The 24,095-nt window shown below is 62.2% G+C and carries 23 protein-coding genes, 1 other RNA gene and 1 riboswitch; of the genes, 12 read left to right on the top strand and 12 right to left on the bottom strand.

Features of this window, described 5'->3' with window-relative positions:
• The first annotated feature begins 88 nt into the window (after nt 1-88).
• Nucleotides 89-961 carry a LysR family transcriptional regulator gene (locus AC2FNZ_RS17690; protein WP_496841428.1) on the top strand — a complete coding sequence of 291 codons (873 nt, stop codon included), beginning with the start codon at nt 89-91 and terminating at the stop codon, nt 959-961.
• Here the strand turns inward: AC2FNZ_RS17690 and fnrL are convergent.
• Nucleotides 958-1,701 (bottom strand): transcriptional regulator FnrL, encoded by a 744-nt coding sequence (fnrL, locus tag AC2FNZ_RS17685; RefSeq protein ID WP_170341416.1) that lies wholly within the window; start codon nt 1,699-1,701, stop codon nt 958-960. The two genes, AC2FNZ_RS17690 and fnrL, sit on opposite strands and share 4 nt — an antisense overlap.
• A 61-nt stretch (nt 1,702-1,762) precedes the next feature.
• Here fnrL and hemN point away from each other — a divergent pair, with 61 nt between their 5' ends.
• Complete coding sequence (gene hemN, locus AC2FNZ_RS17680) at nt 1,763-3,118, top strand: oxygen-independent coproporphyrinogen III oxidase (protein ID WP_496834333.1); 1,356 nt, start codon at nt 1,763-1,765, stop codon at nt 3,116-3,118.
• Nucleotides 3,119-3,330: 212 nt separating this feature from the next.
• Nucleotides 3,331-5,259 carry an elongation factor G gene (locus AC2FNZ_RS17675; RefSeq protein WP_496841427.1) on the top strand — a complete coding sequence of 643 codons (1,929 nt, stop codon included), beginning with the start codon at nt 3,331-3,333 and terminating at the stop codon, nt 5,257-5,259.
• Here AC2FNZ_RS17675 and AC2FNZ_RS17670 read toward each other — a convergent pair.
• From AC2FNZ_RS17670 to AC2FNZ_RS17650, 5 genes are all read right to left on the bottom strand, one after another.
• Nucleotides 5,256-6,833, bottom strand: coding sequence for an ABC transporter ATP-binding protein (locus AC2FNZ_RS17670; protein WP_496841426.1), 1,578 nt, complete (start codon nt 6,831-6,833; stop codon nt 5,256-5,258). The genes AC2FNZ_RS17675 and AC2FNZ_RS17670 overlap by 4 nt on opposite strands.
• Nucleotides 6,830-7,936, bottom strand: coding sequence for an ABC transporter permease (locus AC2FNZ_RS17665; RefSeq protein WP_496841425.1), 1,107 nt, complete (start codon nt 7,934-7,936; stop codon nt 6,830-6,832). Before AC2FNZ_RS17665 ends, AC2FNZ_RS17670 begins: the two co-directional genes overlap by 4 nt.
• A complete protein-coding gene (locus AC2FNZ_RS17660; protein WP_496841424.1) occupies nt 7,937-9,031 on the bottom strand; it encodes a microcin C ABC transporter permease YejB in 1,095 nt (364 codons plus the stop codon). It abuts the gene before it with no gap.
• A gap of 1 nt (nt 9,032) precedes the next feature.
• Nucleotides 9,033-10,943: an extracellular solute-binding protein gene (locus tag AC2FNZ_RS17655; RefSeq protein WP_496841423.1), complete on the bottom strand. Its 1,911-nt coding sequence runs from the start codon at nt 10,941-10,943 to the stop codon at nt 9,033-9,035.
• A 172-nt stretch (nt 10,944-11,115) separates the two neighbouring features.
• The gene (locus AC2FNZ_RS17650) at nt 11,116-11,619 is read right to left on the bottom strand and encodes a c-type cytochrome (RefSeq protein ID WP_170341467.1); all 504 of its coding nucleotides are present in this window, start codon (nt 11,617-11,619) and stop codon (nt 11,116-11,118) included.
• Between the two features lie 119 nt (nt 11,620-11,738).
• On the opposite strand from AC2FNZ_RS17650, the gene AC2FNZ_RS17645 reads away from it, so the two are divergent.
• Nucleotides 11,739-12,572 carry a prephenate dehydratase gene (locus tag AC2FNZ_RS17645; protein WP_093964319.1) on the top strand — a complete coding sequence of 278 codons (834 nt, stop codon included), beginning with the start codon at nt 11,739-11,741 and terminating at the stop codon, nt 12,570-12,572.
• Nucleotides 12,573-12,628: 56 nt separating this feature from the next.
• Here the strand turns inward: AC2FNZ_RS17645 and AC2FNZ_RS17640 are convergent, their stop codons facing one another.
• Together AC2FNZ_RS17640 and nudC are read right to left on the bottom strand one after the other, a co-directional pair.
• Complete coding sequence (locus AC2FNZ_RS17640; RefSeq protein ID WP_093964318.1) at nt 12,629-13,096, bottom strand: SRPBCC family protein; 468 nt, start codon at nt 13,094-13,096, stop codon at nt 12,629-12,631.
• Nucleotides 13,097-13,134: 38 nt separating this feature from the next.
• The gene (nudC, locus tag AC2FNZ_RS17635) at nt 13,135-14,118 is read right to left on the bottom strand and encodes an NAD(+) diphosphatase (protein WP_496834340.1); all 984 of its coding nucleotides are present in this window, start codon (nt 14,116-14,118) and stop codon (nt 13,135-13,137) included.
• A gap of 173 nt (nt 14,119-14,291) precedes the next feature.
• Between nudC and AC2FNZ_RS17630 the strand changes: the two genes are divergently transcribed.
• Both AC2FNZ_RS17630 and ffs read left to right on the top strand, forming a co-directional pair.
• On the top strand, nt 14,292-16,160 hold the full coding sequence (locus tag AC2FNZ_RS17630; RefSeq protein ID WP_496841422.1) for a bifunctional 2',3'-cyclic-nucleotide 2'-phosphodiesterase/3'-nucleotidase: 1,869 nt from the start codon (nt 14,292-14,294) through the stop codon (nt 16,158-16,160).
• 39 nt (nt 16,161-16,199) lie between these two features.
• An RNA gene (ffs, locus tag AC2FNZ_RS17625) (signal recognition particle sRNA small type) lies at nt 16,200-16,298 on the top strand.
• 81 nt (nt 16,299-16,379) lie between these two features.
• Here the strand turns inward: ffs and AC2FNZ_RS17620 are convergent.
• A complete protein-coding gene (locus tag AC2FNZ_RS17620) occupies nt 16,380-17,237 on the bottom strand; it encodes an alpha/beta hydrolase family protein (RefSeq protein WP_496841421.1) in 858 nt (285 codons plus the stop codon).
• A gap of 123 nt (nt 17,238-17,360) precedes the next feature.
• Between AC2FNZ_RS17620 and AC2FNZ_RS17615 the strand changes: the two genes are divergently transcribed.
• Both AC2FNZ_RS17615 and AC2FNZ_RS17610 read left to right on the top strand, forming a co-directional pair.
• Entirely contained in the window at nt 17,361-17,894 is a 534-nt protein-coding gene (locus tag AC2FNZ_RS17615; RefSeq protein WP_496841420.1) for a TetR/AcrR family transcriptional regulator, read from the top strand.
• A 28-nt stretch (nt 17,895-17,922) separates the two neighbouring features.
• Nucleotides 17,923-18,140: riboswitch (cobalamin riboswitch) on the top strand.
• A gap of 86 nt (nt 18,141-18,226) precedes the next feature.
• On the top strand, nt 18,227-18,634 hold the full coding sequence (locus tag AC2FNZ_RS17610; protein WP_496841419.1) for a hypothetical protein: 408 nt from the start codon (nt 18,227-18,229) through the stop codon (nt 18,632-18,634).
• A 3-nt stretch (nt 18,635-18,637) separates the two neighbouring features.
• On the opposite strand, the gene AC2FNZ_RS17605 is transcribed toward AC2FNZ_RS17610, so the two are convergent.
• Nucleotides 18,638-19,141 (bottom strand): protein-tyrosine phosphatase family protein, encoded by a 504-nt coding sequence (locus AC2FNZ_RS17605; protein WP_093964312.1) that lies wholly within the window; start codon nt 19,139-19,141, stop codon nt 18,638-18,640.
• A 155-nt stretch (nt 19,142-19,296) separates the two neighbouring features.
• Here AC2FNZ_RS17605 and AC2FNZ_RS17600 point away from each other — a divergent pair, with 155 nt between their 5' ends.
• From AC2FNZ_RS17600 to recR, 3 genes are all read left to right on the top strand, one after another.
• Nucleotides 19,297-21,051: a DNA polymerase III subunit gamma/tau gene (locus AC2FNZ_RS17600; RefSeq protein ID WP_496841418.1), complete on the top strand. Its 1,755-nt coding sequence runs from the start codon at nt 19,297-19,299 to the stop codon at nt 21,049-21,051.
• An 86-nt stretch (nt 21,052-21,137) separates the two neighbouring features.
• Nucleotides 21,138-21,482, top strand: coding sequence for a YbaB/EbfC family nucleoid-associated protein (locus tag AC2FNZ_RS17595; protein WP_005980576.1), 345 nt, complete (start codon nt 21,138-21,140; stop codon nt 21,480-21,482).
• A gap of 46 nt (nt 21,483-21,528) precedes the next feature.
• A complete protein-coding gene (gene recR / locus AC2FNZ_RS17590) occupies nt 21,529-22,122 on the top strand; it encodes a recombination mediator RecR (protein WP_496841417.1) in 594 nt (197 codons plus the stop codon).
• A gap of 71 nt (nt 22,123-22,193) precedes the next feature.
• Here the strand turns inward: recR and AC2FNZ_RS17585 are convergent, their stop codons facing one another.
• Nucleotides 22,194-22,691, bottom strand: a complete 498-nt coding sequence (locus AC2FNZ_RS17585) for a lactoylglutathione lyase family protein (protein WP_093964418.1) — start codon at nt 22,689-22,691, stop codon at nt 22,194-22,196.
• Between the two features lie 196 nt (nt 22,692-22,887).
• Between AC2FNZ_RS17585 and AC2FNZ_RS17580 the strand changes: the two genes are divergently transcribed.
• Entirely contained in the window at nt 22,888-23,376 is a 489-nt protein-coding gene (locus AC2FNZ_RS17580; protein WP_496841416.1) for a hypothetical protein, read from the top strand.
• On the opposite strand, the gene AC2FNZ_RS17575 is transcribed toward AC2FNZ_RS17580, so the two are convergent.
• The gene (locus tag AC2FNZ_RS17575) at nt 23,373-24,014 is read right to left on the bottom strand and encodes a ribonuclease T2 family protein (protein ID WP_496841415.1); all 642 of its coding nucleotides are present in this window, start codon (nt 24,012-24,014) and stop codon (nt 23,373-23,375) included. The genes AC2FNZ_RS17580 and AC2FNZ_RS17575 overlap by 4 nt on opposite strands.
• Nucleotides 24,015-24,095 lie beyond the last annotated feature (81 nt).

Here is a 24,095-nt window from a genome sequence, read left to right as displayed (position 1 = left end):
GTCTTTGCGGCCAACGATGCAAAGATCCTGACTTGCGCGCAAATCAGTTTTCCGAAAAATTAGGGTCAGGAAAATTGAGCCTAAATCCATGCCCGTTGCTCCACCGCGCCCCAAACCCATACCTCTGAACGCGCTGCGGGCGTTTGAGGCCGCTGCCCGCCTGGGCGGGTTCTCGGCGGCGGCTACGGAACTTGGCGTCAGCGCAGGGGCGATATCAGCCCATGTCAAAACGTTGGAAGACGAACTGGGTGCGCCCCTTTTCGAGCGCACCGCAAGAGGCGTTGCCCTGACCGCGCTGGGGCACAAGGCGTTGCCGGACCTGACCAAGGCCTTCGACACCTTGGGACAAGCCACATTGTCCATGCGCGCCCAGGCACAGCCGCAGGTGGTGCATATCGTGACGCTACCCTCGATTGCACAGCTGTGGCTGTCGCCAAGGTTGCCCGAACTTCGAGCCGCAGAGCCCGAGATCGAAGTTTCGCTCACTGCCGAGGAAACCCCGCCCAACCTCAAGCGCGCGCCCTTCGACATCTACCTGTTTTTTGGCGGAGACTTGGGGGACCCCATCGCCGAAGACGCCATCTTTCCGGTTTGCGCGCCGGCCTTGGCGCATCGCCTGACTACGCCCGAGGACCTGGCGAATGTGACCTGCCTGTCCGACTCTACCTGGTTCGACGATTGGCAAACCTGGGTGGCCGCGGCGCGACCCGGATGGGCGTTCACACCCCGCGGGCCGGTCTTCTCTTTGTACGCGCTGGCCGTCGAAGAAGCGCTGAACGGTGCGGGAGTGTTGATGGGACACAGGTCGCTGGTCCAGCCGCATCTGGACAGCGGCCGACTGGTGGCTCCGTTCGAAACGGTGGTCACTCTTCCCGACAGGCTCAAGCTGTGGTCGCCACGTGCGGTCCGATCGCAGACACCGGTTGGGCGCGTTGTCGAGTGGCTCAGAAAAACCGCTTAGACCAGAAACCCGCCGTCCGAATCATCCCCGGCCTCTTCCATCAGGCGGCCGATATCTGGAACGGTCACGTGGCGCTTGCCCTGCAGCAGGATCACTTCATCCTTTTTCAGCGCAGATATCTGACGGCTGACGGTCTCCAGCGTCAGACCAAGGTAGTCGGCCATCGCCTCGCGGGTCAGCGGCAGGTCGAAGACGATTGGGCCGGATGAACCCTTCTGGCTTGCAGACGCATCCCGACGCGCGATGATCGACAGCAGGCTGGCAATCTTCTCGCGCGCGGTCTTGCGGCCAAGAACCAGCATCCATTCACGCGCCGCGTCCAACTCGTCCAACGTCATCTGCAGCAAGCGGTGGGCAATATGCGGCGTGCGGCCCATGAGGTCCTCGAACGGTTTCTTGCGGAAACAGCACATGACCACGTCGGTGGTGGCTTGCACGTCATAAGGCGCCGAGTCGCGCCCCGGCCGCCCTACGAAGTCGCTGGGCAGCAGCAGGCCCACCATCTGGGTGCGCCCGTCCTCCATGGTTTGGGTCAGAGACGCGATCCCGGACACGACCGAGCCGACGAAATTCATTTGATCGCCCGACCAGATGATCGTCTGACCGGCCTCGAAGCTGCGGTAATACTTGATCTCTTCCAAAGCGACCAACTCGTCCGCATCGCAGCGCGCGCAAACGGCTCGATGCCGAATTGGGCAGTCTTCGCAATTGGAGTGGTCAACAAGGGTATTCAGAGTCATGCGCGCGTCCACTTGATCTCGGTCAAGGTTTTCTGGTCGTCGAGCCTATACCGGTGTCGTCATGATAGTAAAACCTCAATTGGCAAAGCTTGGACTATTTGACGCGAAGGTACCGCGTTATACCAGCTATCCGACCGCCCCCCACTTCAACAACGACGTGGGGCCCGACATGTTTGGCGACTGGATTTCCGCCATCCGGCCGGGCAGTTCGATCTCGCTCTATGTCCATGTGCCGTTCTGCCGCCGGCTGTGCTGGTTCTGCGCCTGCCGCACCCAGGGCACCCAGACCGACAACCCGGTCATCGCCTATGTCGATGTCCTCAAGGCCGAGTTGGACCTGCTGGCCTCGCGCCTGCCCAGCGGAGTGACCCTGTCGCGCCTGCATTGGGGCGGGGGCACGCCCACGCTGCTGAACCCCGACCTGATGCGCGAACTGGCCGCGCATATTTTGGGAATTGTCCCACTGGGACACAACGCGGAATTCTCGGTCGAGATCGACCCCAACGAGGTGGATGCCGCCCGGTTGGATGCGCTGGCCGAGGCCGGGATGAACCGCGCCTCGATCGGGGTTCAGGATTTCGACGACGAGATCCAGAAGACGATCGGGCGCATCCAGAGCTATGACACCACCCGCGAAGCGATCGACATGATCCGTGAGCGCGGCGTGCCCAGCCTGAACGCTGACATCCTGTATGGACTGCCACACCAGACCAAGGCGCGGATGACCGAAAGCGTGCAAAAGCTGCTGTCGCTCAACCCCGACCGGGTGGCCCTGTATGGCTACGCGCATGTGCCGTGGATGGCGAAACGCCAGCAGCTGATCCCGTCCGACGCCCTGCCGACGCCGGAACAGCGGCTTGATCTGTTCGATACCGCCCGCCGCCTGTTCCTGTGGGACAATTACGAAGAAATCGGCATCGACCATTTCGCCACCAGGGATGACGGGCTGACCCATGCACTGAAAGCCGGGCGGCTCAAGCGGAACTTCCAGGGCTACACCGACGACCAGGCCGAGGTTCTGATCGGCGTCGGCGCCAGCTCGATCTCGCGCTTCCCGCAGGGCTATGCGCAGAACGCGCCAGCCACGTCGGCCCATACCAAAGCGGTGCGCGATGGCCGGTTCTCGACCTCGCGCGGGCATCTGTTCAAGGATCAGGACATTCTGCGCGCCCGTTTGATCGAGGCCCTGATGTGCGACTTCCGCATCGAAACGGCAGAAATCCTGCGCGACCACGACATCTCAGCGGCCGAGCTGACGGCGATGTACCAGCGCGCCAATGACGCCTTCGACGGGCTGTTGCAAGTCACCGATGACGGGCTGTTCATCCCGCCCGAGGCGCGCGCCTTGACCCGGATGATCGCCCGCACCTTCGACGCCTATGACCTGAGCAAGGCGGGCCACAGCTCGGCGATCTGACGACAGGCGGCAGGCCGCATGCCGGCCAGTCGCCACAATGCAAAAAAGCGGGGGGTTGACGCGCGCGGTGGGTTTTCCCCACACTCGGAAGACGGGCGGCAGGCCGCCCGACGCCGAGGCAGGCCATCATTCAGACAAAACTCGCCGGCGCATCCGCGTCCGACAGCGCCTTTCGTGCAACCACTCTGCAACTTGACGAAGGGACAGCACCCATGCGCGTTTTCACCGTCCTCGGCCCCAGCCAATCGGGCAAGACAACACTGCTCGAGGCCATCAGTCGCCTTGATGGCCGGCCCACCACATTCGACCTGTCCGGAACCGTGCATCTGCACGGTTTTTCATATCTGGACGAACCGTGGTGCGCGATAGATGTCGACGGCGGGGGCGATGCGCTGGCCTATGCCGGGCCCGCCATGGCCATTTCCGACGCGGCGGTGGTGGTTGTCCCGCCGGACCCGGACGCGGCGGTTTTATGCGCCCCCTATCTGCGGCTGGTCGAGGAGGCGGGCATTCCCTGCTTTCTGTTCATCAACCGGATGGACAACCCCAACGGCCGCATCCGCGACATCATCGCCGCGCTGCAGACCTATTGCAGCCATCACATCACCTTGCGGCAGGTTCCGATCCGTGAAGGCGAAACCATCATCGGGGCCGTCGACCTGATTTCGGAGCGCGCGTGGAAATATCAGGAAGGTCAGCCCTCGGCGCTGATCGAGCTGCCGCAATCGGTGGCCGATCGCGAGGCCGAAGCCCGCACCGAGCTGCTCGAAACCCTGTCGGATTTCGACGACAACCTGCTCGAGCAGCTGATCGAGGACAAACAGCCGCCTAGCGCCGAGATCTATGACTTGGCAGCGCAGGTGTTGCAGAACCACCAGCTGATCCCGGCCTGCCTGGGCGCGGCCAGCCATGGCAACGGGCTGACCCGCCTGATGAAGGCCCTGCGGCACGAGGCGCCCGAGTTCGACATCGCCGCCGACCGGGACGCGGCGCCCGAGGCCGCCCGCGCCATCGCCGGGTTTGCCGACGTCAAGAAGCACATCGGCAAGATCATCGTCCTGCGGGGGCTGGGCGACGGGATCAAGGCGCATGACCCGCTGGGCGGCGAAACCGTTGGCAACCTGACCGCGCTGGACGCCAAAACCCAGATCGACGGGCTGAAGGCCGGCGAGATCGGGCTGGCGGTGAAATCCGACCACCTCAACCCCGGCAATATCTATGACAGCAGTGACTCCACGCCGCTGCCGGACTGGGCCACGGCGCATCCGGTCGCCCATCGGCAGGTGGTGTCGCCGGCCCATGAACGCGACGACGTGCGCCTGTCCAACGCGCTGTCCCGGCTGGTCGAGATCGACCCGGGCCTGACGCTGGAACAGGACGAGCTGAGCGGCCATGCCGTTCTCGGCTCGCAAGGGCCGCAGCACATGCGTCGGGTGATCGCCAAGCTGGCCGAGGATTTCGGGATCGAGATCGAAACCTCTCCGGTCGAGACTGCCTATCGCGAGACCATCCGCGCCACCGTCGAACACCGGCACCGCCACCGCAAGCAATCCGGCGGCGCGGGGCAGTTCGCAGACGTGGTGATCTCGGTCGCGCCGCTACCGCGCGGATCTGGCTTTCAGTTCGACGAGGTGGTCAAGGGCGGGGCGGTGCCCAAGAACTATATCCCCTCAGTCGAACAAGGCGCGGTCGATGCATTGGCGCAGGGCCCCGAGGGTTTTCCCGTGGTGGATGTGAAGGTCACGCTGCATGACGGCAAGCATCACAACGTGGACAGTTCCGATTTTGCCTTCCGGACGGCCGGCAAAAACGCCGTGCGCGAGGCCTTGCCGCAGGCCAAACCCGTCGTGTTGCAGCCGATCCTGAATGCCGAGATCCATGTTCCGTCGGCCTTCGTGGGCGATCTGGTGCCCACGATCAGTTCGCTTCAGGGGCAGGTCCTGGGGTTCGAGGGCAACCCGAACGCGCCGGGCTGGGAAATCTTCAACGCCAAACTGCCCGCCGTGGCCGAGGACGAGCTGCACCGCACGCTGGCCAGCGCCACGCGCGGGACCGGCTGGGTCAAGCTGCAGTTCGACCACTATGAAGAGCTTCGCGGCCCGGTGCCGAAATCGGCGGCGCGCGAAGCGGCCAACGCCTAGCCCGCCGCTGCGATCAGTTCGCGGGTATAGTCATCCTGGGCGTTGACGAAGAGGTCTTCGGCAGCGCCCATCTCGACCACGTCTCCGTTGCGCATGACGATCACTTTGTGTGACATCGCCCGCACCACCTTCAGGTCGTGACTGATGAACAGGTAGGCCAGCCCGAATTTCTTCTGCAGGTCGCGCAGCAGTTCGACGATCTGCACCTGTACCGTCATGTCCAACGCACTGGTGGGCTCGTCCAGCACCAACAGCTTGGGCCGCAGCACCATGGCGCGGGCAATCGCGATGCGCTGGCGCTGCCCGCCCGAAAACTCGTGCGGGTAGCGGTCCATGGCCGCCGGGTCCAGGCCCACCTCGGTCATCACCTCGGCCACCAGCTCGCGCGGGGCGCGGTGCGGATCAACCTTGTGGATCGCCAGACCCTCGGCAATGATCTGCTGGCAGGTCATACGCGGGCTGAGGCTGCCGAACGGGTCCTGAAACACGATCTGCATGTCCTTGCGCAGGCGGCGCAGTTCACGCGTGGACCAGCGGCGCACATCCTGCCCGCGGAAGGTGATCCCGCCCTCGGAAGCGATCAGCCGCATGATCGCCAGCGCCAGCGTGGTCTTGCCCGAGCCGCTTTCGCCTACGATCCCCACCGTTTCGCCCGCCCGCACGCTGAGTGTGGCGTCGTTAACCGCCTTCACATAGCCGACCGTGCGTTTCAGGAATCCGCGCTGGATCGGGAACCAGACCTTCAGATGCTCGGTCCGGGCCACTTCTTCGGCCGCGGGGTCGATCGGGTCGGGTATGCCCGTGGGTTCGGCCGCCAGCAGCTTGCGGGTATAAGGATGCTGAGGGTTGTCGAAGATCTCGGCCACAGGGCCGGTCTCGACGATCTCGCCATCCTTCATCACGCAGACCCGGTCGGCGATGCGTCGCACGATGCCCAGATCATGGGTGATGAACAGCATCCCCATGTTTTCCGATTTCTGCAGCTCGGCCAGCAGTTCGAGGATCTGCGCCTGAATGGTCACGTCCAGCGCGGTGGTCGGCTCGTCCGCGATCAGGATGTCGGGCTGATTGGCCAGCGCCATGGCGATCATCACTCGCTGCCGCTGTCCGCCGGACAGCTGATGAGGATAGGCGTCCAGCCGTTCCTCGGGGTCGCGGATGCCGACCTTGTTCAACAATTCGACGATCCGGGCCCGCGCCGCGTCGCCCGTCAGCCCCTGGTGCAGGGCCAGCGACTCCGCCATCTGCTTCTGGATCGTGTGCAGCGGGTTCAGCGAGGTCATCGGCTCCTGAAAGATGAAGCTGATGTCGTTGCCGCGCACCTTCATCAGACGCTGCTCGGATGCGCCGATCATCTCCTGACCGTCATAGGTGACCGACCCTTCGACGATCGCGCTGTCGCCCAGCAGCGACACGGTGGACAGCGCAGTGACCGATTTGCCCGACCCGGATTCGCCTACCAGCGCCACGGTTTCCCCGCGATCGACATGGAAGGACACGCCCCGAACCGCCGTGGTCACCTGCCCGTCCTGACGGAACGAGACCTTCAGGTTTTTGACATCCAGCAAGCTCATGAGAAGGTCTTTCGCGGGTCGAACGCGTCACGCACGCCTTCGAAGATGAAGACCAGCAGCGACAGCATGATGGCAAAGGTGAAAAAGGCGGTGAAGGCCAGCCACGGCGCCTGCAGGTTCTGCTTGGCCTGAAGGGTCAGTTCACCCAGCGATGGCGCCGAGGACGGCAGGCCAAAGCCCAGGAAATCGAGGCTGGCCAGCCCGCCGATCGTGCCGGTCACGATGAACGGCATGAAGGTCAGCGTGGCCACCATCGCGTTGGGCAGCATGTGGCGGAACATGATGGTCAGGTTGCCTACGCCCAGCGCCTTGGCCGCGCGCACATATTCCAGGTTGCGGGCGCGCAGGAACTCGGCCCGCACTACGCCCACCAGGCCTGTCCAGGAAAACAGCACCATCAGGATCACCAGCAGCCAGAAGCTGCGCCCCAGCACCGCGAACATGATGATGATGACATAAAGCGACGGGGTGGATGACCAGATCTCGATGATGCGCTGGAAGATCAGATCCAGCCAGCCGCCAAAAAAGCCCTGCAACGCGCCGGCGAATATGCCGATCAGGCTGGCCGCGCCGGTGACGATCAGGGTGAACAGGATCGACAGGCGGAAGCCATAGATGACACGCGCCAGCACGTCGCGCTTGGTGTCATCGGTGCCCAGCAGGTTCTGCCCGTTGGGCGGCAGGGGCGCGGCTCCGGGACGGTCGACGCTGGTGTTGTAGGAATAGGGGATCGGCGGCCAGATGGCCCAGCCACGCTCGAAACCCTCGGCTTGGAACGTTCCCGCCTTGATTTGCTCGATGATGCCTTCGGGGTCATCGAAACAGTCTTCCAGCCCGCCGCTGTCGATCAGGCAACGGACCTCGGGGTCGCGGTAGATCGCCTCGGTCTGGAAGTCGCCGCCGAACTCGGTCTCGGCGTAGAAGTTGAAGATGGGCGTAAAGAACTCGCCCCGATACTTCACAAGGATCGGTTTGTCATTGGCGATGAATTCCGCGAACAGCGACAGACCGAACAGCACCGAAAAGATGATCAGCGACCAGAAGGCCCGGCGGTTGCGGCAGAAATTGCGCCAGCGACGTTGGTTCAGAGGAGAAAGTGCCATTTACCCCTCGCGTTTCTCGAAATCGATGCGCGGATCGACCAGCACATACATCAGGTCGCTGATGATGCCGACGACCAGACCGAGCAGACCGAAAATGAACAGCGTCCCGAAGATTACCGGATAATCGCGCGCCACTGCGGCCTCAAAGCCCAGACGGCCCAGACCATCAAGCGAGAAGATCGTCTCGATGATGATCGACCCGCCGAAGAACACGCCGATGAACACCGCCGGAAAACCGGCGATCACGATCAGCATCGCGTTGCGGAATACGTGGCCGTACAAAACGCGCTGCTCGCTCAGCCCCTTGGCGCGGGCGGTCATGACGTATTGCTTTTTGATCTCGTCCAGAAACGAATTCTTGGTCAGTAGCGTCAGCGTGGCAAACGCGGAAATCGTAAGTGCGATGGTCGGCAGGGCGATGTGCCAGAAGTAGTCGGCCACTTTGCTCAGCAGGCTGAGGTCTTCCCAATTGTCCGAGGTCAGCCCGCGCAGCGGGAAGATCTGCCAGTAGGAGCCGCCCGCAAACAGCACCAGCAGCAGGATCGCAAACAGGAAGCCGGGGATCGCATAGGCCACGATGATGGTCGCGCTGGTCCATGTGTCAAAGCGTGAACCATCCTTGACCGCCTTGCGGATGCCCAGCGGGATCGAGACCAGATAGGCGATCAGCGTCGACCACAGGCCCAGCGAGATCGAGACCGGCATCTTTTCCAGCACCAGGTCGATCACCGAGACCGAGCGGAAGTAGCTTTCGCCGAAATCCAGCGTCAGATAGTTGCCCATCATGTTCAGGAACCGCTCGACCGGCGGCTTGTCGAAGCCGAACTCTTTCTCCAGTTCGGCGATGAATTCCGGCGGTAGGCCGCGGGCGCCCACGTATTTGTCATCGAAAACGCCACCGGCGGGTTCGGCCCCGGCACCCGCGTCACCGGACCCCGCAAAACCCGCGAATACATCTCCCTGCCCTTCGATCTGGGCGATGATCTGCTCGACCGGACCGCCGGGCACGAACTGCACCAGCGTGAAGTTGACGATCATGATGCCCAGAAGGGTCGGAATGACCAGCAACAGGCGTCGAAGAATATATGCGCCCATGTTAACGCAGCGCGCCTTCTGCTTTCAGGGCCGCTTCCTTTTCGGGATTGATCCACCACAGATCAAGGTATCCCAGCGCATAGGGCGGCAACTGATCGGGGTATTCGTACATGTTGTAGTAGGCTGTCCAGTATTCCGCGATATACCCATCCGGTATGATGAAGAACTCATAGCGCAAGGCGCGATCCAAGGCCATAAGCGCTGCGTCCTGATCAGTTTGATTGTTGGTCGCGAAAGATGCCTCGATGATGGCGTCCACCAACGGGCTGGCAAGGCCTGCCGGGTTGAACAGGCTGAACTCGGCCTCTTTCGAGCCATACATCTGACTGAGGCCACCGCCAGTGGACAGGAACGCGCCATAGCGTGTTGAATAAACCATGTCATAGTCACGCTCGCGGCTGCGCAGGGTGTACTGCGCCGGATCGACCTTTTCGGCCGACGCATCCACGCCCAGTGCCTGGAGGTTTTGGACAAAGGTCTCGATCATCGTGGCTGTCGATGTCGGCAGGTTGGACGGATAGGGGATGTTCACCCGCAGGGTCTGACCCTGAGCATTGCGGCGCAAGTTGCCGTCGCCTACGGGCCATCCGGCTTCGTCCAACAATTTTGAGGCTTTGCGCAGGTTGCGCCGATCGTTCAGGCGCGCCGGGCTGGATTCGTGAACGGTCGTCACCGGTTCGGACAACAGCTCGGGTGGAACCACGTCGCCCAAAGCCTGCAGAAATGCCAGCTCTGCCCCCTGCGGTGTATCCATCGCTTCAAGCGGCGTGCCTTCGATGAACGAATCGCGGGGCGAGTTCAGCCCGAACAGCAGAGACTCATTGGCCCATTCAAAGTTGAATGCCAGCGCCAGTGCCTTTCGAACATTCTTGTCCGCAAATTGCGGACGCGCGAGGTTGAACACAAATCCCGACGGGGTCGGCGGACTGCCATTCGCAATCGCGTCCTTGACGACGTAGCCCTCTTTCAACTTGGGGAAGTCATAGCCGGTCGCCCACAGTTTGGGATCGCTTTCGATCCGCAGCGTGTATTCGCCTGCCTTGAAGCCTTCAAAGGCGGCTGTCTGGTCCGCGAAATACTCGACTCGGATGGTATCATAGTTGTGCCGGCCCTTGTTGAACGGCAAGTCCTTGCCCCAGTAGTCGTCCCGGCGTTTGTAGACGATGCGCCGGTTGATATCGTAGCTGTCCAATTTGTAAGGCCCAGATCCAACGGCCACTTCCAGGCGCGGCTCATCAAGACGGCGGGACGGGTCGGCCTCGAACCACGCTTTCGAGAATACGGGCGTCGCGCCGACGGTTTCGATCCGGCTGCGGGCCGTCAATTCGGGATTGAACGTGAACTTGACTGTATGCGTATCCAGTGCCTCGGCGCCGGTCACCATCCGCCCGACGGCCTGTGCGTACGACGGCAGGCCCTGTTCGATGAACAGACGGTGGCTGTAGACCACATCCTCGGCGGTGACAGGCGTGCCATCCCAGAACGTCGCTTCTGGGCGCAGGTGGAAAATGACCCAGTTGCGGTCGGCGTCATACTCCAGGCTCTCGGCCAAAACGCCGTAGTACTGACCGACACTGTCATCGGTGCTGTCCATCAGTCGATCGTATTGCAGTGTCGTCAACGCTCCGGGGCGACCTTTGCGCGAATATGGGTTCAGGGAATCAAACGTGCCCGATGCGGCCAATGACAGCTCGCCGCCCTTGGGTGCATCCGGATTGGCATAGTTCAGGTGCGTGTAGTCGGCGGGGTAGTCGAGATTGCCGAAGTACGAGTAGCCATGGCTGCGAATGATCTGGTCCTCGTCGGCCCGGGCTGGCCCCGCCTGCCCCAGAACCAACGCCGCCGAAATGCCCAATGCCGCGACCCAATGACGAAAACCTTGTTCGCGCGCGCCAGGCAGATGGGAAATCATACGGGTCATCCTTCGATGTTGTCTTCTGTCCATGTCCTTGTGCGCAAGCTAAAAGCCCAGCACTGACACTTGCAAGTTTAGAATGCGTGAGCGCTTTGTGAAGTTTCGCTCAGACAAAAAAAGCCGCTGCACAAGGCAGCGGCTTTCGCATTTCGGTGTCTGGATGGGCAGATCAGCCGCCAATCGTCTGCAGGTACGCGATCAGGTCTGCGCGTTCCTGAGCCTTTTTAAGACCGGCAAAGCTCATCGAAGTGCCTTGGATATAGCCTTTGGGGTTTGCAATGAACGCATCCAGCTCTTCCGGGGTCCAGTTGCCGCCATGCGACTGCATCGCCGCCGAGTAGCCGAAGCCCGCAGCCGCTGCGACCGGGCGGTCCACGACGCCATACAGGTAAGGACCGGTGCCATTGGCGCCTTCTTCCAGCTTGTGGCAAGCCGAACACTTGCGGAAAACCTTCGCGCCCTTTTCCGGGTCAGCTGCGGCCAGCAGATCGGCAAAGACCACCTCTTCGCCGTCAGCGCTTTCGCCCGAGCTTTCGGTTTCAATAACATAGGCGGCTTCGCCGTGCCCGCCGACATGGTAGAGAACATCGCCCCCCCATTTTGCCAGGAGGAGTACAAGGAAGGCACCGAACAGGCCGGCTGCGGCCTTGGTAACTGTCATCGTGTCGAACATTGATCGCGAGTCCATTTCAGCTGTCTTCGGGGTGTCTAAGGCTTCCCCTTGCAAGAGGCAAGGTATAGACACCGCGACGAAACGCCCAATTCTGGAACTTGTTGCACGGAATCGACCAAATGACCAAACGCATCGCCTTTCAGGGGGAACCCGGCGCCTACAGTCACGAAGCCTGTCGCAATGCGCGTCCGGATATGGAGGCCCTACCCTGCCGAACGTTCGAGGACGTAATCGAATCGGTGCGCTCGGGCGAGGCCGATCTGGCCATGCTGCCGGTCGAGAACAGCACCTATGGACGGGTGGCCGATATCCACCGCCTGCTCCCGCACAGCGGGCTGCACATTGTGGACGAGGCCTTCGTGCGGGTTCACATCAACTTGCTGGGCGTGCCGGGCGCAAAACTCGAAGATATCACCGAAGCCCATTCGCATCTGGTGCTGTTGCCGCAATGCGCAAGCTTCCTGAAGGCCCATGGCATCCGCGGGCGGGTCAGCCCTGACAACGCCCGTGCGGCGCGTGAGGTCTCGGAAGCGGGTGAGAAACATTCGGCGGCCCTGGCCAGCGAACTGGCTGGCGAAATATACGGCCTTGAACTGCTGGCGCGCCACATCGAAGACAGCGACGACAACACGACCCGCTTTCTGGTGATGTCGCGCGAGGACGACCGCAGCCGCCGTGGCGAGCACGGGATGATCACCAGCTTCGTGTTCCAGGTCCGGAACATTCCGGCGGCGCTGTACAAGGCCATGGGCGGTTTTGCCACCAACGGCATCAACATGACCAAGCTGGAAAGCTACATGGTTGATGGCTCGTTCACGGCGACTCAGTTCTACGCGGACATCGTCGGCCACCCGGAAGACCGCAACGTGCAGCTCGCGATGGATGAACTGCAGCATTTCACCACGAATGTCGAAGTGCTCGGCGTGTACCCCGCTGCTCGACCACGCGGTTAGTCTGCGCCTACGCGCAATCGGCTTGGGACTGCTTGAGGCCGGTCAAACGCCGGCTCTCAAGCCCCGTGCAGATAGCGTTCTTCCATTTCGCGCGCAAAGTCGCTCAGTCGCATCTGGAACTGGCGTCGGAATCTGGCCTTGCCCAGCTTCAACGACTGCAGAAGCAGACGCGCAGGCAAGGTCTTGGCCGCCAGTGACATCTCGATGCTCAGCCGCGTCTGCTTTTGCGACAGCGACAGAAAATCAATCGTGGTCAGGCCGTTCATCCCCTTGCTGGTCGATCGAAACCGCATGGCTGTGGGGCGATCGAACTCGGCCACCTCGACCGCGACGTGGCGAGGCTTGCCACGGATCATGATATCGGCTTCCCAGCACGACCCGACCCAGTGACCCGGCATCTCGACGGTGCGTCGAACCTCGACACCGCGGCGCATCGCCATGCGCTCGAACCGTTCGAAATCCGCGACCATGTCGAACACCGCATCGATCGGCGCCTGGATATCTTCGCGTGCTGAAACCTGCATGTCGGCCTTTTCTGCTCGGTCAGGGTGTTAGTGTTTCGTCAGTCCAGCGTATCTGCAAGCCAGTTACGCAAAAGAAAATGCGCGATTGCCCCCTTCCGCGCCGGCAGAAGCTTGGGGTGCTCGCCTGCAAAAGCCTGCATCATCTCGGATTTGGTGACCCACATCGCGTCCTCGATCTCGACCGGGTCGATCGTGATCTCGCGGGACAGCGCCTGCGCTGCACACCCGAACATCAGCGACGACGGAAATGGCCAGGGTTGACTTGCCAGATAGCTGACGGGTCCGACCGGAACTCCGGCCTCCTCAATGACCTCGCGTCGCACGGCGGCCTCAAGGGTTTCGCCCGGTTCGACGAAACCGGCCAGCAGTGAATACATACCGTCGGGCCACCCCGGAGATCTGCCCATCAGGACAGAATCACCATGCGTGACCAACATGATCACCACCGGATCGGTGCGTGGAAAGTGCTGCCCGCCACAGGCCGGGCACAGCCGTTGCCACCCGGCCTGTGAAATGTTGGTCGGGTTGCCGCAGCGCGCGCAAAACCTGTGCGTCTCGTGCCAGCCGATCACGGCCTTGGCGGTGGCTGCCAATTCGGCGTCCCGGGCCGACAGCCGGGTCATGATCCGACGAAGCTCGGCGAACACGTGGCCCACGGGCAGCCCCGGATGCTGTTGTTCGGTTCGGTCCACGAACGCTCCAACGCCCGACAGGTCCAACCCGTCGGCAGACCAATTCGAAATGTCCATTGCAAACAGCGGCGCACCCGCATCACTGCGCCCCAGCAAGATCGGTTGGTCGATCGCCCCGCCGGGTCCGTTCGTAACCAGATCGTGGTCCATCGGAACCAAGGCCAACTGGTCCAACGCTTCGCCCATGACCAGCGGTTTGCCCCGCCACATCAGGATGCACCGCGCCGTGGTATCGGACCGTGCTGCCTCCAAAGCTCTGGCATCGGTACGGATCTGCGCCGCCCGGTCCAGTCCAGAGCCGCCAAATGTCACGCTTTCCGCCCGTTTCATGCCTGTCCCTTTGGAATTTGCACAAGGGCTGCCACGACTTGGGCACTGGTGCAATGGGAATTCACACTCGCAAAAAGCATCGTTGTCGCAAAGGACGCATGGAAGCCCTGACGATTACCTGTATTCTACCTTTAAGTGAAAACGTATGCACAACAGCACCTAAAAGAAGAAAATTGGCTCTGAAATCCTCCCTGCTTCAGGCACATCCCCACTTGAAAACCGCGCACATCCGGATTCTTGCAACGACCGATCTGCACATGAATCTGAGCAGTTTCGACTATTATGCGGACCGGCCGGAACCAAGTGTGGGCTTCACCCGAACCGCCAGTTTGATCCGCTCTGCACGTCAAGAGGCGGAAGAGGCGAATGCAACTGTCCTGTTGTTCGACAACGGCGATTCCCTTCAGGGGACACTTCTGGGTGACTGGGCGGTCGCGCAGACCGACGCGACCCACCCGTTGATGTCAGCCTTTGGGCGCTTGGGCTACGACGCAATTGCGCTGGGGAACCACGATTTCGGCTTTGGTCTGCCAGCTCTGGGCCGGATCGTTTCTCGGGCACCTTGCCCGGTTTTGTGCAGCAACATGCGGTGTCTGACCGGGGTTGCGCCTTGGCAGAAACAGGCCATCCTGACCCGTCATGTCCACGCCAACGGCCAAAGCATTCCTGTCCGAATTGGCGTTTTCTCGATCCTGCCGCCGCAGACGGTGAAGTGGGAAGCACCACAATTGGAAGGCCAGGTTGCAGCCGAGGATGCCGTCGCCACGGCGCGCCGGATGGCGGAGAATTTGCGTCGTCAGGGCTGTGACCTGATTGTGGCCCTTGCACATTCCGGCCTAGGCGAGCCCGACGCCGCGCCGATGTCGGAAAATGTGGTCACACAGCTTTCTGCTCTGGACGGTATTGATGCAATCGTGGCCGGACACACGCACCTGACACTGCCCGACCCAAGCGATGGTAACCCGCAGCAGGCCAGACCCGTGGTCATGCCCGGATCAGCGGGGTCGCATTTGGGGGTGATCGACCTCACGCTTGCTATGAACGCCGCGGGAGAAGCGAAAATTGTTGGTCACAGCGCGCATCTGCGCGCGATCTGCCCGGGCGGGGCTGAAACCGGCGCTCGGGTCGTTCCTGAAGACCCTGAGATGGTCGAACTTTTTGCCGCCGCCCACAAGGCGACCCGCAAAGCCGCTGCCCAGCCGGTGGGCCGGATCAATCGTACCCTGCACAGCTATTTCACCTTTTGCGGGGTGGATCAGGGGCTGAATTTGGTCGCCGCAGCACAGGCGGCAGCCCTGCGACCGGTTCTGGCCGGAACGGCCTTTGAAACCCTCCCAGTTCTGTCCGCAGCCGCACCTTCGAAATTCGGAGGCCGGGCCGGACCACGGCACTACACCGAAGTTCCGGCTGGCGATGTCACCGTACGGCATGTCTCGGACTTGCATGTGTTCCCAAACCAACTGGCCGCCATGCTGCTGGATGGCCGCCAGATCGCCGAGTGGCTGGAGATGTCGGCTGCCCAGTTTTCCCAACTTGGCGACAGCGACGAGCAGGTTCTGATCAACCCCGAAGGCACCGGGCACAATTTCGACGTGCTGCATGGGGTGACCTACAGGTTCGATCTGACCCAGCCCGCACGATATGAATTAAGCGGCCAGTTGATCGACACGTCCCATTCCCGCCTGCGCGATCTTGCCTTTCAGGGCCGCCCCGTCGATCCGGATGAACAATTCGTCGTTGCATCAAACAGCTACCGAGCCAATGGCGGCGGCAACTTTCCCGTCCCAGACCCGGCTCGCCTGATCCCGGTGCCGCCGCTGAGCCTCCAGGGTATCTTGCGCGACTACCTGGCGGGACGATTGGGTCCGGATCCGTTGGAAAACACCGCCCAAAGCTTTTCCTTTGTTCCGCAGGCGGGCCGGTCCGTGATTCTGAAGACCGGGCCAAGCGCAGCGAACTACCTGCACGAGCTGGACCACTTTGCAGCCACCACCGACGGGCAGGACGCGCGCGGGTTTCTTCGGATACGCCTGTCTTTGTGACGGGTTGCCAAGCGGCTGCGTGATGCCTATATCGGCGGTCGAGAGGTTGGCGCGGGCAAGCGCCTCGCCAACCTGGTCAGGTCCGGAAGGAAGCAGCCACAACGAGCCCCGCTTGGGTCGATGTCCAACCTCTCACTTGACGCCGCGCCGCGTATTCGGCCGGGTCAATCCAACCTCTGCATTTCGTCGTTGTTCCTGAAAACCGCGCTTACGGGCGGGTCAGGCGATCAATCGCGGCCAAACGGCACTGCTGCGGCGGGCGAAGGCGCCGATATGACCGATTTCGGACAGTCCGAAATCCTTGGGCTCCAACAAGTGCCGACGGGCGGTCGGACCATAGAGTTCAGCCAGCCGCCAGACGGCGGGTGGTGGCACTGTCTGGTCATCCTCAAACGCAATGATATCCACCGTGGCGTTCGCCCGGCTCCAATCCGCTTGGGGAAGCGTGTCTCCCAATTCGGGCAGATAGCTGGTGGGCGATGTGCACCACTTGCGCCATTGCCAATAGACGCCAGCCGGCAAGTCGGCTCCGAATCCCAGTAGTTTCCCTGGCAGGTACCCCAGCAGATGCACCAGAGGTGGCACATGGCCATACCAGAACAAAGTCGCCAAGCCCTTGTAGGGCCACGGGTGATCGGCCACCGTCACCAAACCTGCGCACACACAGATCATCCGGTCGATCTGTTCGATTTCCGGTTGCAGCGGACCCAGCATTCCACCGACCGAATGCCCGATCACCCACAGTTTTGCCTGCGGGTATCGACGGCGCATCTCGGCACGCGCTGCGGGCATGTCGATCAGCGCCCAGTCCGCCATCGTGGCCTTCGAGTCTTTCAGCCGCCCTGTCAGCGAATGCTCGAAATCCCGGTAATCATATGTCAGGCAAGCCATACCGCGCTCGGCGGCCAGCCAGCGAGCAAAGTGCTGATAGTAGTCACGTGGCACTCCTGTTGCGCCGTTCAGCACAACAACGGTTTGCGGCTCGACCGCCGGAGCGTAAAGCCGCGCCGCCAGCTGGGTCTGGCCCGACGGAAACTGAAAGTCTTCCACGTCAACCGCGTGCTGCGAATCCAACATCTTTGCCTCCAAACACTCTGGACCGATCGGTCTAATACTTTGTGTCTGGACCATTTGGTCTAGGGCTGTCAATATTCGGCCTGCATGACCCAACGTCCACCAAACACCAAAGATCGCCTGATCGTGACTGCCGCCAAACTGTTCCAGCGCTCGGGCTATAACGGTGTCGGTCTGGCGGAATTGCTGGCCGAAGCGCAGGCCCCCAAGGGTTCGCTGTATCACCATTTTCCAAAGGGCAAGCCGGATCTGGCCCTGGCGGCGGCCAGTTGGGCCTCGGACGGGATGTTGAACATGATCGCTGCGGCATTCGACGACGCCGCGGGTTTTCGCGACGGGGTCACCACCCTGTGCCACAAAATCGCGAAGCTATTCGACACCTCGGCCCAGTGGGAGACCTGCCCCATCGCCGCCACCCTGTTCGAAAGCCCCGACAACCGCGCGTTTCGGGAACATGCCGACCGTCTGTATGAAAGCTGGATCATCGAAGTTCGAAACCACGCCGCGCGGTTCGGAGTTTCCGACCCTGAAAATGCTGCGGACACCCTGTTCATCGTAATGCAGGGCGGCTGGCAATTGGCGCGTGCCCGCAGGGATTCGAATGTGCTGCGCAGACTGCCTGATCTGTTCCCTTGGGACACACTCCGGCAACCGGGCTGAAACCGTCTTGACTCGATCCCGGATACACCGCTAGCGATGAGGGGATGGTTCCCGTACCGTTTCGGTCCGGGATGAAAAGGGAACACGGTGCGGTCCAACCCGGAACTCCGGAGCGGACCAAGGCCGCGACTGCCCCCGCAACTGTAGGCGGAGAGCGATGCCGAAATACCACTGACCGAAAGGTTGGGAAGGTCGGCAAAGCAAAGACCCGCAAGTCAGGAGACCTGCCATCACACGTGAAACCGAAACTCGGACGGGGTGTCCGGGCAGGGTCTGGCCTTGAAACCGGCGTCTGTCCAAATCCACCCCGCCCAGCGCGCGGAGGGCGCAACATGATTTGGAAGACCGATACCCATGAATTCGCGGCAACCATCTGCCAGCGCACCGGAAAGACCTGCCCGGCATTGGCGCGCATGGCACGGGCAATCGCGCAGGCAATGGCGACGGCGCAGGCCGCTACATCCCCCGACTTCCAAGTGGAAGGCAGCAGCGAACTGGCCCATTGCGAACATGGCTGCACGGCGCGGTTCGATGCACGTCCCGAACGGATCCGCGTGTATTGCGGAGCGGCCGCCGATACCCCGTCCGACTGTCTTGAAACCTATGCCGACATGCTGTTTGACAACCAGAGCGACGCCCTGCCCGCACAGGTCATCGGTGATCGACCCTGTGCGATGCTGCAGGCCACGGCGATCATGCCCGTGGTCAGGGCCGAGCGCGAGTTCCGCGCAACCGCCTGAAGGTCAGGTCGCCAGTGCCTCGCGCGCCGGGGCGACGGCCCAGTCCATCTGAGCATCGGTTTCGACCGCGCAGGGGCGTACGGCCCGCAGGCGTTTCAGGGCCTGTTCCGGCTGCTCGCCGCTTTCGATCATCAAGCGCAGAACAACCATGCCCGACCGCCCACAACCGCCCCGGCAGTGAACCAGTACCCGCCCGCCGCCCGACAGCGCATGGCGGGCGGCGGCACTGACTTCGGGCCAGCGGCCGGATATCTCGGTCGACGGCGCCGAGAAGTCGGCGACCGGCAGATGCGCCCACCGACAGGCGCGCCGATGAATGTCACAGCCCAATTCGCCTGCACCCACAGAAACCAGTTCGGCAAGGGTTGTCATCGAAATCACCAGCCCCGGCGCCCAGGCTGAAATCAGGTCCAGGTCTCCTTCATAGTCGCCGCCACCGCCGGGAACCGAGGTCAGGGCCAGCGTGCCGCCACCCACCTGCAATGCATGAACCACAAGATTTGTCATCAGACGTTCCCCCCGAAACTGGCTGATTGAACTTGATCCGCGCAGTATGCCTCACACCGCGCGCTCGCCAAAGCGAAAAACCTGCACCGGCGCTGTGGACGCGGGGCACCGGGAACTCTACCCTGCATCGTCAGTACGAATCCGTCAGAGCAGACATGACCACACAGTCCAGCCCCGCCTATCAGGTTCTCGCCCGAAAATACCGCCCGGAAACCTTTGCCGACCTGGTCGGTCAGGATGCCATGGTGCGCACGCTGAAAAACGCGTTCGAGGCGGACCGGATCGCGCAGGCCTTCATCATGACCGGCATCCGCGGCACCGGCAAGACGACCACGGCCCGGATCATCGCCAAGGGCATGAACTGCATCGGCCCCGACGGCAATGGCGGCCCAACGACCGAACCCTGCGGCCAGTGCGAGCATTGCGTGGCCATCATGGAAGGTCGCCATGTGGACGTGCTGGAAATGGACGCCGCCAGCCGCACCGGCGTGGGCGACATCCGCGAGATCATCGACAGCGTGCGCTATCGCGCCGCCAGCGCGCGCTACAAGATCTACATCATCGACGAAGTCCACATGCTGTCGACCAGCGCCTTCAACGCGCTGCTGAAAACGCTGGAGGAACCGCCCGAACACGTAAAGTTCATCTTTGCCACGACCGAGATCCGCAAGGTTCCGGTCACCGTGCTGTCGCGCTGCCAACGGTTCGACCTGCGCCGGATCGAGCCCGAAGTGATGATCGGCCTGCTGCGCAAGATTGCCACCGCCGAAGGCGCGGAAATCTCGGATGACGCGCTGGCCCTGATCACCCGCGCCGCAGAAGGCTCGGCCCGGGATGCGACCTCGCTGCTGGATCAGGCGATCAGCCATGGCGCCGGCGAAACCACTGCCGATCAGGTGCGCGCGATGCTGGGACTGGCCGACCGGGGCCGCGTTCTTGACCTGATGGACATGATCCTGCGTGGCGATGCGGCCGGGGCCTTGACCGAACTGGGCGCGCAATATGCCGAGGGCGCCGACCCGCTGGCGGTGCTGCGCGATCTGGCAGAAATCACGCATTGGGTCTCGGTGGTGAAGATCACCCCTGACGCGGCCGAAGACCCGACCGTCTCACCAGACGAGCGCACCCGCGGCCAGCAGATGGCCGAGGCGCTGCCGATGCGGGTGCTGACCCGGATGTGGCAGATGCTGCTGAAGGCACTCGAGGAAGTCTCGGCCGCCCCCAACGCCATGATGGCCGCGGAAATGGCGGTGATCCGTCTGACCCATGTGGCAGATCTGCCCAGCCCGGAAGAGTTGATCAAGCGCCTTCAGGACAGCCCTCCGCCGCCCGTCGGCGGGCCGGGGGGCGGCGTTCCGGTCGCCGGAAACAGCGCCCCGCCCGTGACCGCGACGGCCTCGGCCCATGCGCCGGCCCCGCGCGGTGCGGGCGGCGCGCCCACGGCGGCGTTGGCCCAGGACGTGCAGACCGCACTGGCGCGTTATCCAACATTCGAGCATGTGGTCGAGCTGATCCGCGCCAACCGTGACGTGAAACTGCTGGTCGAGGTCGAGAACGGCGTCCGCCTCGTCTCGTATCAGCCGGGCCGGATCGAATTCACGCCCACCGAAAAGGCCCCTACCGACCTGGCCGCGCGGCTCGGGTCCGCGCTGCAGCGCTGGACCAGCAATCGCTGGGCGGTCTCGATCGTCTCGGACGGCGACGCCCCCACCATCGCCGAACTGCGCGACGCGGCCGAGCTGGCGCTGAAGGCCAAGGCCGAAGGACACCCTCTGGTGCAGGCGGTTCTGACTCAGTTCCCCAAGGCCCGCATCACACGGATCGAAACCCCCGAGGACCGTGCGGCCAAGGTCGAAACCGAAGCCCTGCCCGAGGTCGAAGACGAATGGGACCCGTTCGAGGAAGACTGATCATCCGCGCAGAAGGCGCGCTGCCCTTGTGAAGGACGCAGACGGCCCGTATTTAGGCCGCAAATCGAATGACAGGAGACATACAGATGCTCAAAGGACTCGGTGGTCTGGGCGACATGGCCAAGATGATGAAATCCGCGCAGGAACTGCAGACCAAGATGGCGCAGATGCAGGAAGAGCTGAACACCATCATGGTCGTCGGCGAATCCGGCGCGGGCCTGGTCAAGGCCACGGCCTCGGCCAAGGGCGAGCTGAAAGGTCTGGACATCGACCCCTCGATTTTCAACAGCGACGACAAGGAAGTGGTCGAGGACTTGATCCTGGCCGCCATCAAGGATGCGCAGACCAAGGCGGCCGAGCGGTCACAGGAAGAAATGGCCAAGCTGACCGAAAGCATGGGTCTGCCGGCGGACATCAAGCTGCCGTTCTGATCTCCGCCCTTCAACCCCCCGCTGCCAAAGCCACGCAGGACTGGCCATGAGTTCGAACAGTGAAATCGACGCCCTGATCGACCTGATGGCCAAGCTGCCGGGGCTGGGCCCGCGCTCGGCCCGGCGGGCGGTACTGCACCTGATCCGCAAACGCGCCCTGCTGCTGACGCCTTTGTCGGACGCTATGCAGCAGGTCGCCGCCACCGCGCGCGAATGCCTGAACTGCGGCAACGTGGGCACCACCGACATCTGCGACATCTGCAATTCCGAAGACCGTGCCACCGGAGAGCTGTGCGTGGTCGAGGACGTGGCCGACCTGTGGGCGATGGAACGCGCGGGCGTGTTCAAGGGCCGTTACCACGTGCTGGGCGGAACGCTCTCGGCTTTGGACGGCGTCGGCCCGGATGACCTGCGCATCCCCCGCCTGCGCGACCGGGTGACCGCCGAAAACATCACCGAAGTGATCTTGGCCCTGAACGCCACCGTCGACGGCCAGACCACGGCTCATTACATTGCCGATCAGCTGGAAGGTCGGGTCCGTCTGACCTCGCTGGCGCAGGGCGTGCCGATCGGGGGCGAGCTGGACTATCTGGATGACGGGACGATCACCGCGGCGCTGCGGGCGCGTAAAGAACTGTAGCCGACGCGTGCTGCCTGCATGCAGCACGCTCTCGCCCCGCCTCGATTGCAAGGTACGGCTTGACCCATCGGTCAGGTGTAGGCACCCGAAGAGTAGGTCAATTCATAGGAATGGCTGTAGATCTCGAAGACGATGCCAAACGGATCCTCGACATAGACCATGCGGTAGGGTTTCTCGCCGGGGTAGTAGTACCGGATAGGCATGCGTTGCTTCCCGCCGGCCGCCACGATTTTTTCCACCAAGCCTTCGACATCAGGATCCTGGACGCAGAAATGGAACGTTCCATTCCTGCGAAAGTCGATGTTGTTTTCCGGCGCGTAGTTCCCATCAAACTCAAAAAGCTCGATCCCGATACGATCGGCGGTCGCCAAATGCGCGATACGCAGTTTTTTCCAATTCGGGCCAAACACGTCCGTGCACATCACGCCGATGTCCGTGTCATCCTCAACCACGTCGGTTGGCGGCATGATCACGTAAAATCCCAAAACCTCGGAATAGAATTTCACAGCTTCGTCCACGTTCGGGACGGACAACCCGATGTGAGAGAATGTTCTTGGATGTTGAGGCATGGCTTGCTCCTTGGTCTGTTGAGCAAGACGTATTTTGCGACGTCCTGGTTTCAAGCGCCCGCCCCGCAAGGCAAAGCCGTGTTGTTCCATGCACATAGATCATCATGCACTGCAGCCGAGGCCTAGAATGATCTTTCCGTCGACCCCGCACCGTGTACTATGCCCCAGCCTGACCCATTTGATATCGGAACCCGCCATGAATCGCCTTCTTGCCCTGACCTTCGCCGCCTTCACCGCCACTTCCGCTTGGTCACAGCAACTGGTCGACAAGGGGTTCGTCGAAGGCTGGAACATCATGATGGACCCCAATTTGGGCAACGGCTGCCTGATCCAAACGGTGTATCAGGACCTGTCCGTGGTGCGCCTGGGCTATGATGCGCTGGACAATCGGGGCTATTTCACAGTTTTCCACAAGGGCTGGGGCGATATCGAACCCGGCAAATCCTATCCGATCCGGTTCGAGCTGGACGGCAAGAGCTTTGACGCCACAGCCATCGGGTTCAAGCAGGATCGGGTGCCCGGTGCGACCGTGTTCTTCACCGACCGGAACTTTGTTACGGCCATCGCCCAGAACAAGACGATGACGATCTACAACCCCGCGGGCGAGCGGGTTTTGGCGATCGATCTGAAAGGCACCGCCAAGGCATTGGACTATGCGCGGGACTGCCAGAACAAGAAGCTCTAGCGAATTGGATTGAACAACGCATCCGAAGCGGTGCAGTCCCGGATCACGTCCCGCCCACAGGGCACCGGGTCCAGATCACGTGACAGACAGATGCGCACTTCTTCGATGTAACCGTGCTTGCAAGTGACGGTGATCATGTCCGGCTCGAGCCCTGGATTGGCACTGAGGAAGGCATCCTCGACCACGCGCGCCGGCAGTTTCACGGCTTTGTCCAATTTGCGAAACACCGGCGGTCGGGTAATGCGCTCATAAGCCTGCCGGGACAGCTCGTAATAGTCCACCGCAGACAGGCCCGAACAGGTGCCGTGTTTCTTCCACTGGTGCCAGGCCAGGCCCGAACTGCCTTGAATATCTTCCATCTGTCGGGTCATCGCGCGGGACGGAGGTGCTTTGGCTGTCGGGCAATAGGACGGCCAGCCCTGGTGATATTGCGGCCACAATCCGTGCAGGATCCAGCCGTGATCGTGGCGCGCATCGCACTGGTCGGATCCGCGCGCGTCGCCTTCGCGGGCGCACCAGTTGGGCGACCAGCTCAGCGACAGGACGTAATAGTCGAACACGCCCGACTTCTCGCCATCGGCCAGCGCGGCCGTCGCGCCCAAAGTCCACACCAGCAGCCCCAATAACGCCCAGCGCATTCGCCTCTTCCCTTCTTGCATCTGCACGACTATATACGGGCCAAGTTCCCCGACAACGGAAACCTGCCCCAAGACCACGGG

The organism is Ruegeria sp. SAZA006 (assembly GCF_059613465.1).
Note: the sequence above shows the minus strand (reverse complement) of the source record. Positions and strands in the feature narration are given on the sequence as shown.

Excerpts from the sequence above, each read along its gene's own strand:
- AC2FNZ_RS17595 (WP_005980576.1), top strand. The coding sequence starts at position 21,138 with ATGCTCAAAGGACTCGGTGGTCTGGGCGACATGGCCAAGATGATGAAA.
- AC2FNZ_RS17575 (WP_496841415.1), bottom strand. The coding sequence starts at position 24,014 with ATGCGCTGGGCGTTATTGGGGCTGCTGGTGTGGACTTTGGGCGCGACG.
- AC2FNZ_RS17620 (WP_496841421.1), bottom strand. The coding sequence starts at position 17,237 with ATGTTGGATTCGCAGCACGCGGTTGACGTGGAAGACTTTCAGTTTCCG.
- AC2FNZ_RS17585 (WP_093964418.1), bottom strand. The coding sequence starts at position 22,691 with ATGCCTCAACATCCAAGAACATTCTCTCACATCGGGTTGTCCGTCCCG.
- AC2FNZ_RS17610 (WP_496841419.1), top strand. The coding sequence starts at position 18,227 with ATGATTTGGAAGACCGATACCCATGAATTCGCGGCAACCATCTGCCAG.
- recR (WP_496841417.1), top strand. The coding sequence starts at position 21,529 with ATGAGTTCGAACAGTGAAATCGACGCCCTGATCGACCTGATGGCCAAG.
- nudC (WP_496834340.1), bottom strand. The coding sequence starts at position 14,118 with ATGAAACGGGCGGAAAGCGTGACATTTGGCGGCTCTGGACTGGACCGG.
- fnrL (WP_170341416.1), bottom strand. The coding sequence starts at position 1,701 with ATGACTCTGAATACCCTTGTTGACCACTCCAATTGCGAAGACTGCCCA.
- hemN (WP_496834333.1), top strand. The coding sequence starts at position 1,763 with ATGATAGTAAAACCTCAATTGGCAAAGCTTGGACTATTTGACGCGAAG.
- AC2FNZ_RS17600 (WP_496841418.1), top strand. The coding sequence starts at position 19,297 with ATGACCACACAGTCCAGCCCCGCCTATCAGGTTCTCGCCCGAAAATAC.
- AC2FNZ_RS17655 (WP_496841423.1), bottom strand. The coding sequence starts at position 10,943 with ATGATTTCCCATCTGCCTGGCGCGCGCGAACAAGGTTTTCGTCATTGG.
- AC2FNZ_RS17670 (WP_496841426.1), bottom strand. The coding sequence starts at position 6,833 with ATGAGCTTGCTGGATGTCAAAAACCTGAAGGTCTCGTTCCGTCAGGAC.
- AC2FNZ_RS17580 (WP_496841416.1), top strand. The coding sequence starts at position 22,888 with ATGAATCGCCTTCTTGCCCTGACCTTCGCCGCCTTCACCGCCACTTCC.
- AC2FNZ_RS17640 (WP_093964318.1), bottom strand. The coding sequence starts at position 13,096 with ATGCAGGTTTCAGCACGCGAAGATATCCAGGCGCCGATCGATGCGGTG.
- AC2FNZ_RS17650 (WP_170341467.1), bottom strand. The coding sequence starts at position 11,619 with ATGTTCGACACGATGACAGTTACCAAGGCCGCAGCCGGCCTGTTCGGT.
- AC2FNZ_RS17665 (WP_496841425.1), bottom strand. The coding sequence starts at position 7,936 with ATGGCACTTTCTCCTCTGAACCAACGTCGCTGGCGCAATTTCTGCCGC.
- AC2FNZ_RS17690 (WP_496841428.1), top strand. The coding sequence starts at position 89 with ATGCCCGTTGCTCCACCGCGCCCCAAACCCATACCTCTGAACGCGCTG.
- AC2FNZ_RS17675 (WP_496841427.1), top strand. The coding sequence starts at position 3,331 with ATGCGCGTTTTCACCGTCCTCGGCCCCAGCCAATCGGGCAAGACAACA.
- AC2FNZ_RS17645 (WP_093964319.1), top strand. The coding sequence starts at position 11,739 with ATGACCAAACGCATCGCCTTTCAGGGGGAACCCGGCGCCTACAGTCAC.
- AC2FNZ_RS17660 (WP_496841424.1), bottom strand. The coding sequence starts at position 9,031 with ATGGGCGCATATATTCTTCGACGCCTGTTGCTGGTCATTCCGACCCTT.
- AC2FNZ_RS17605 (WP_093964312.1), bottom strand. The coding sequence starts at position 19,141 with ATGACAAATCTTGTGGTTCATGCATTGCAGGTGGGTGGCGGCACGCTG.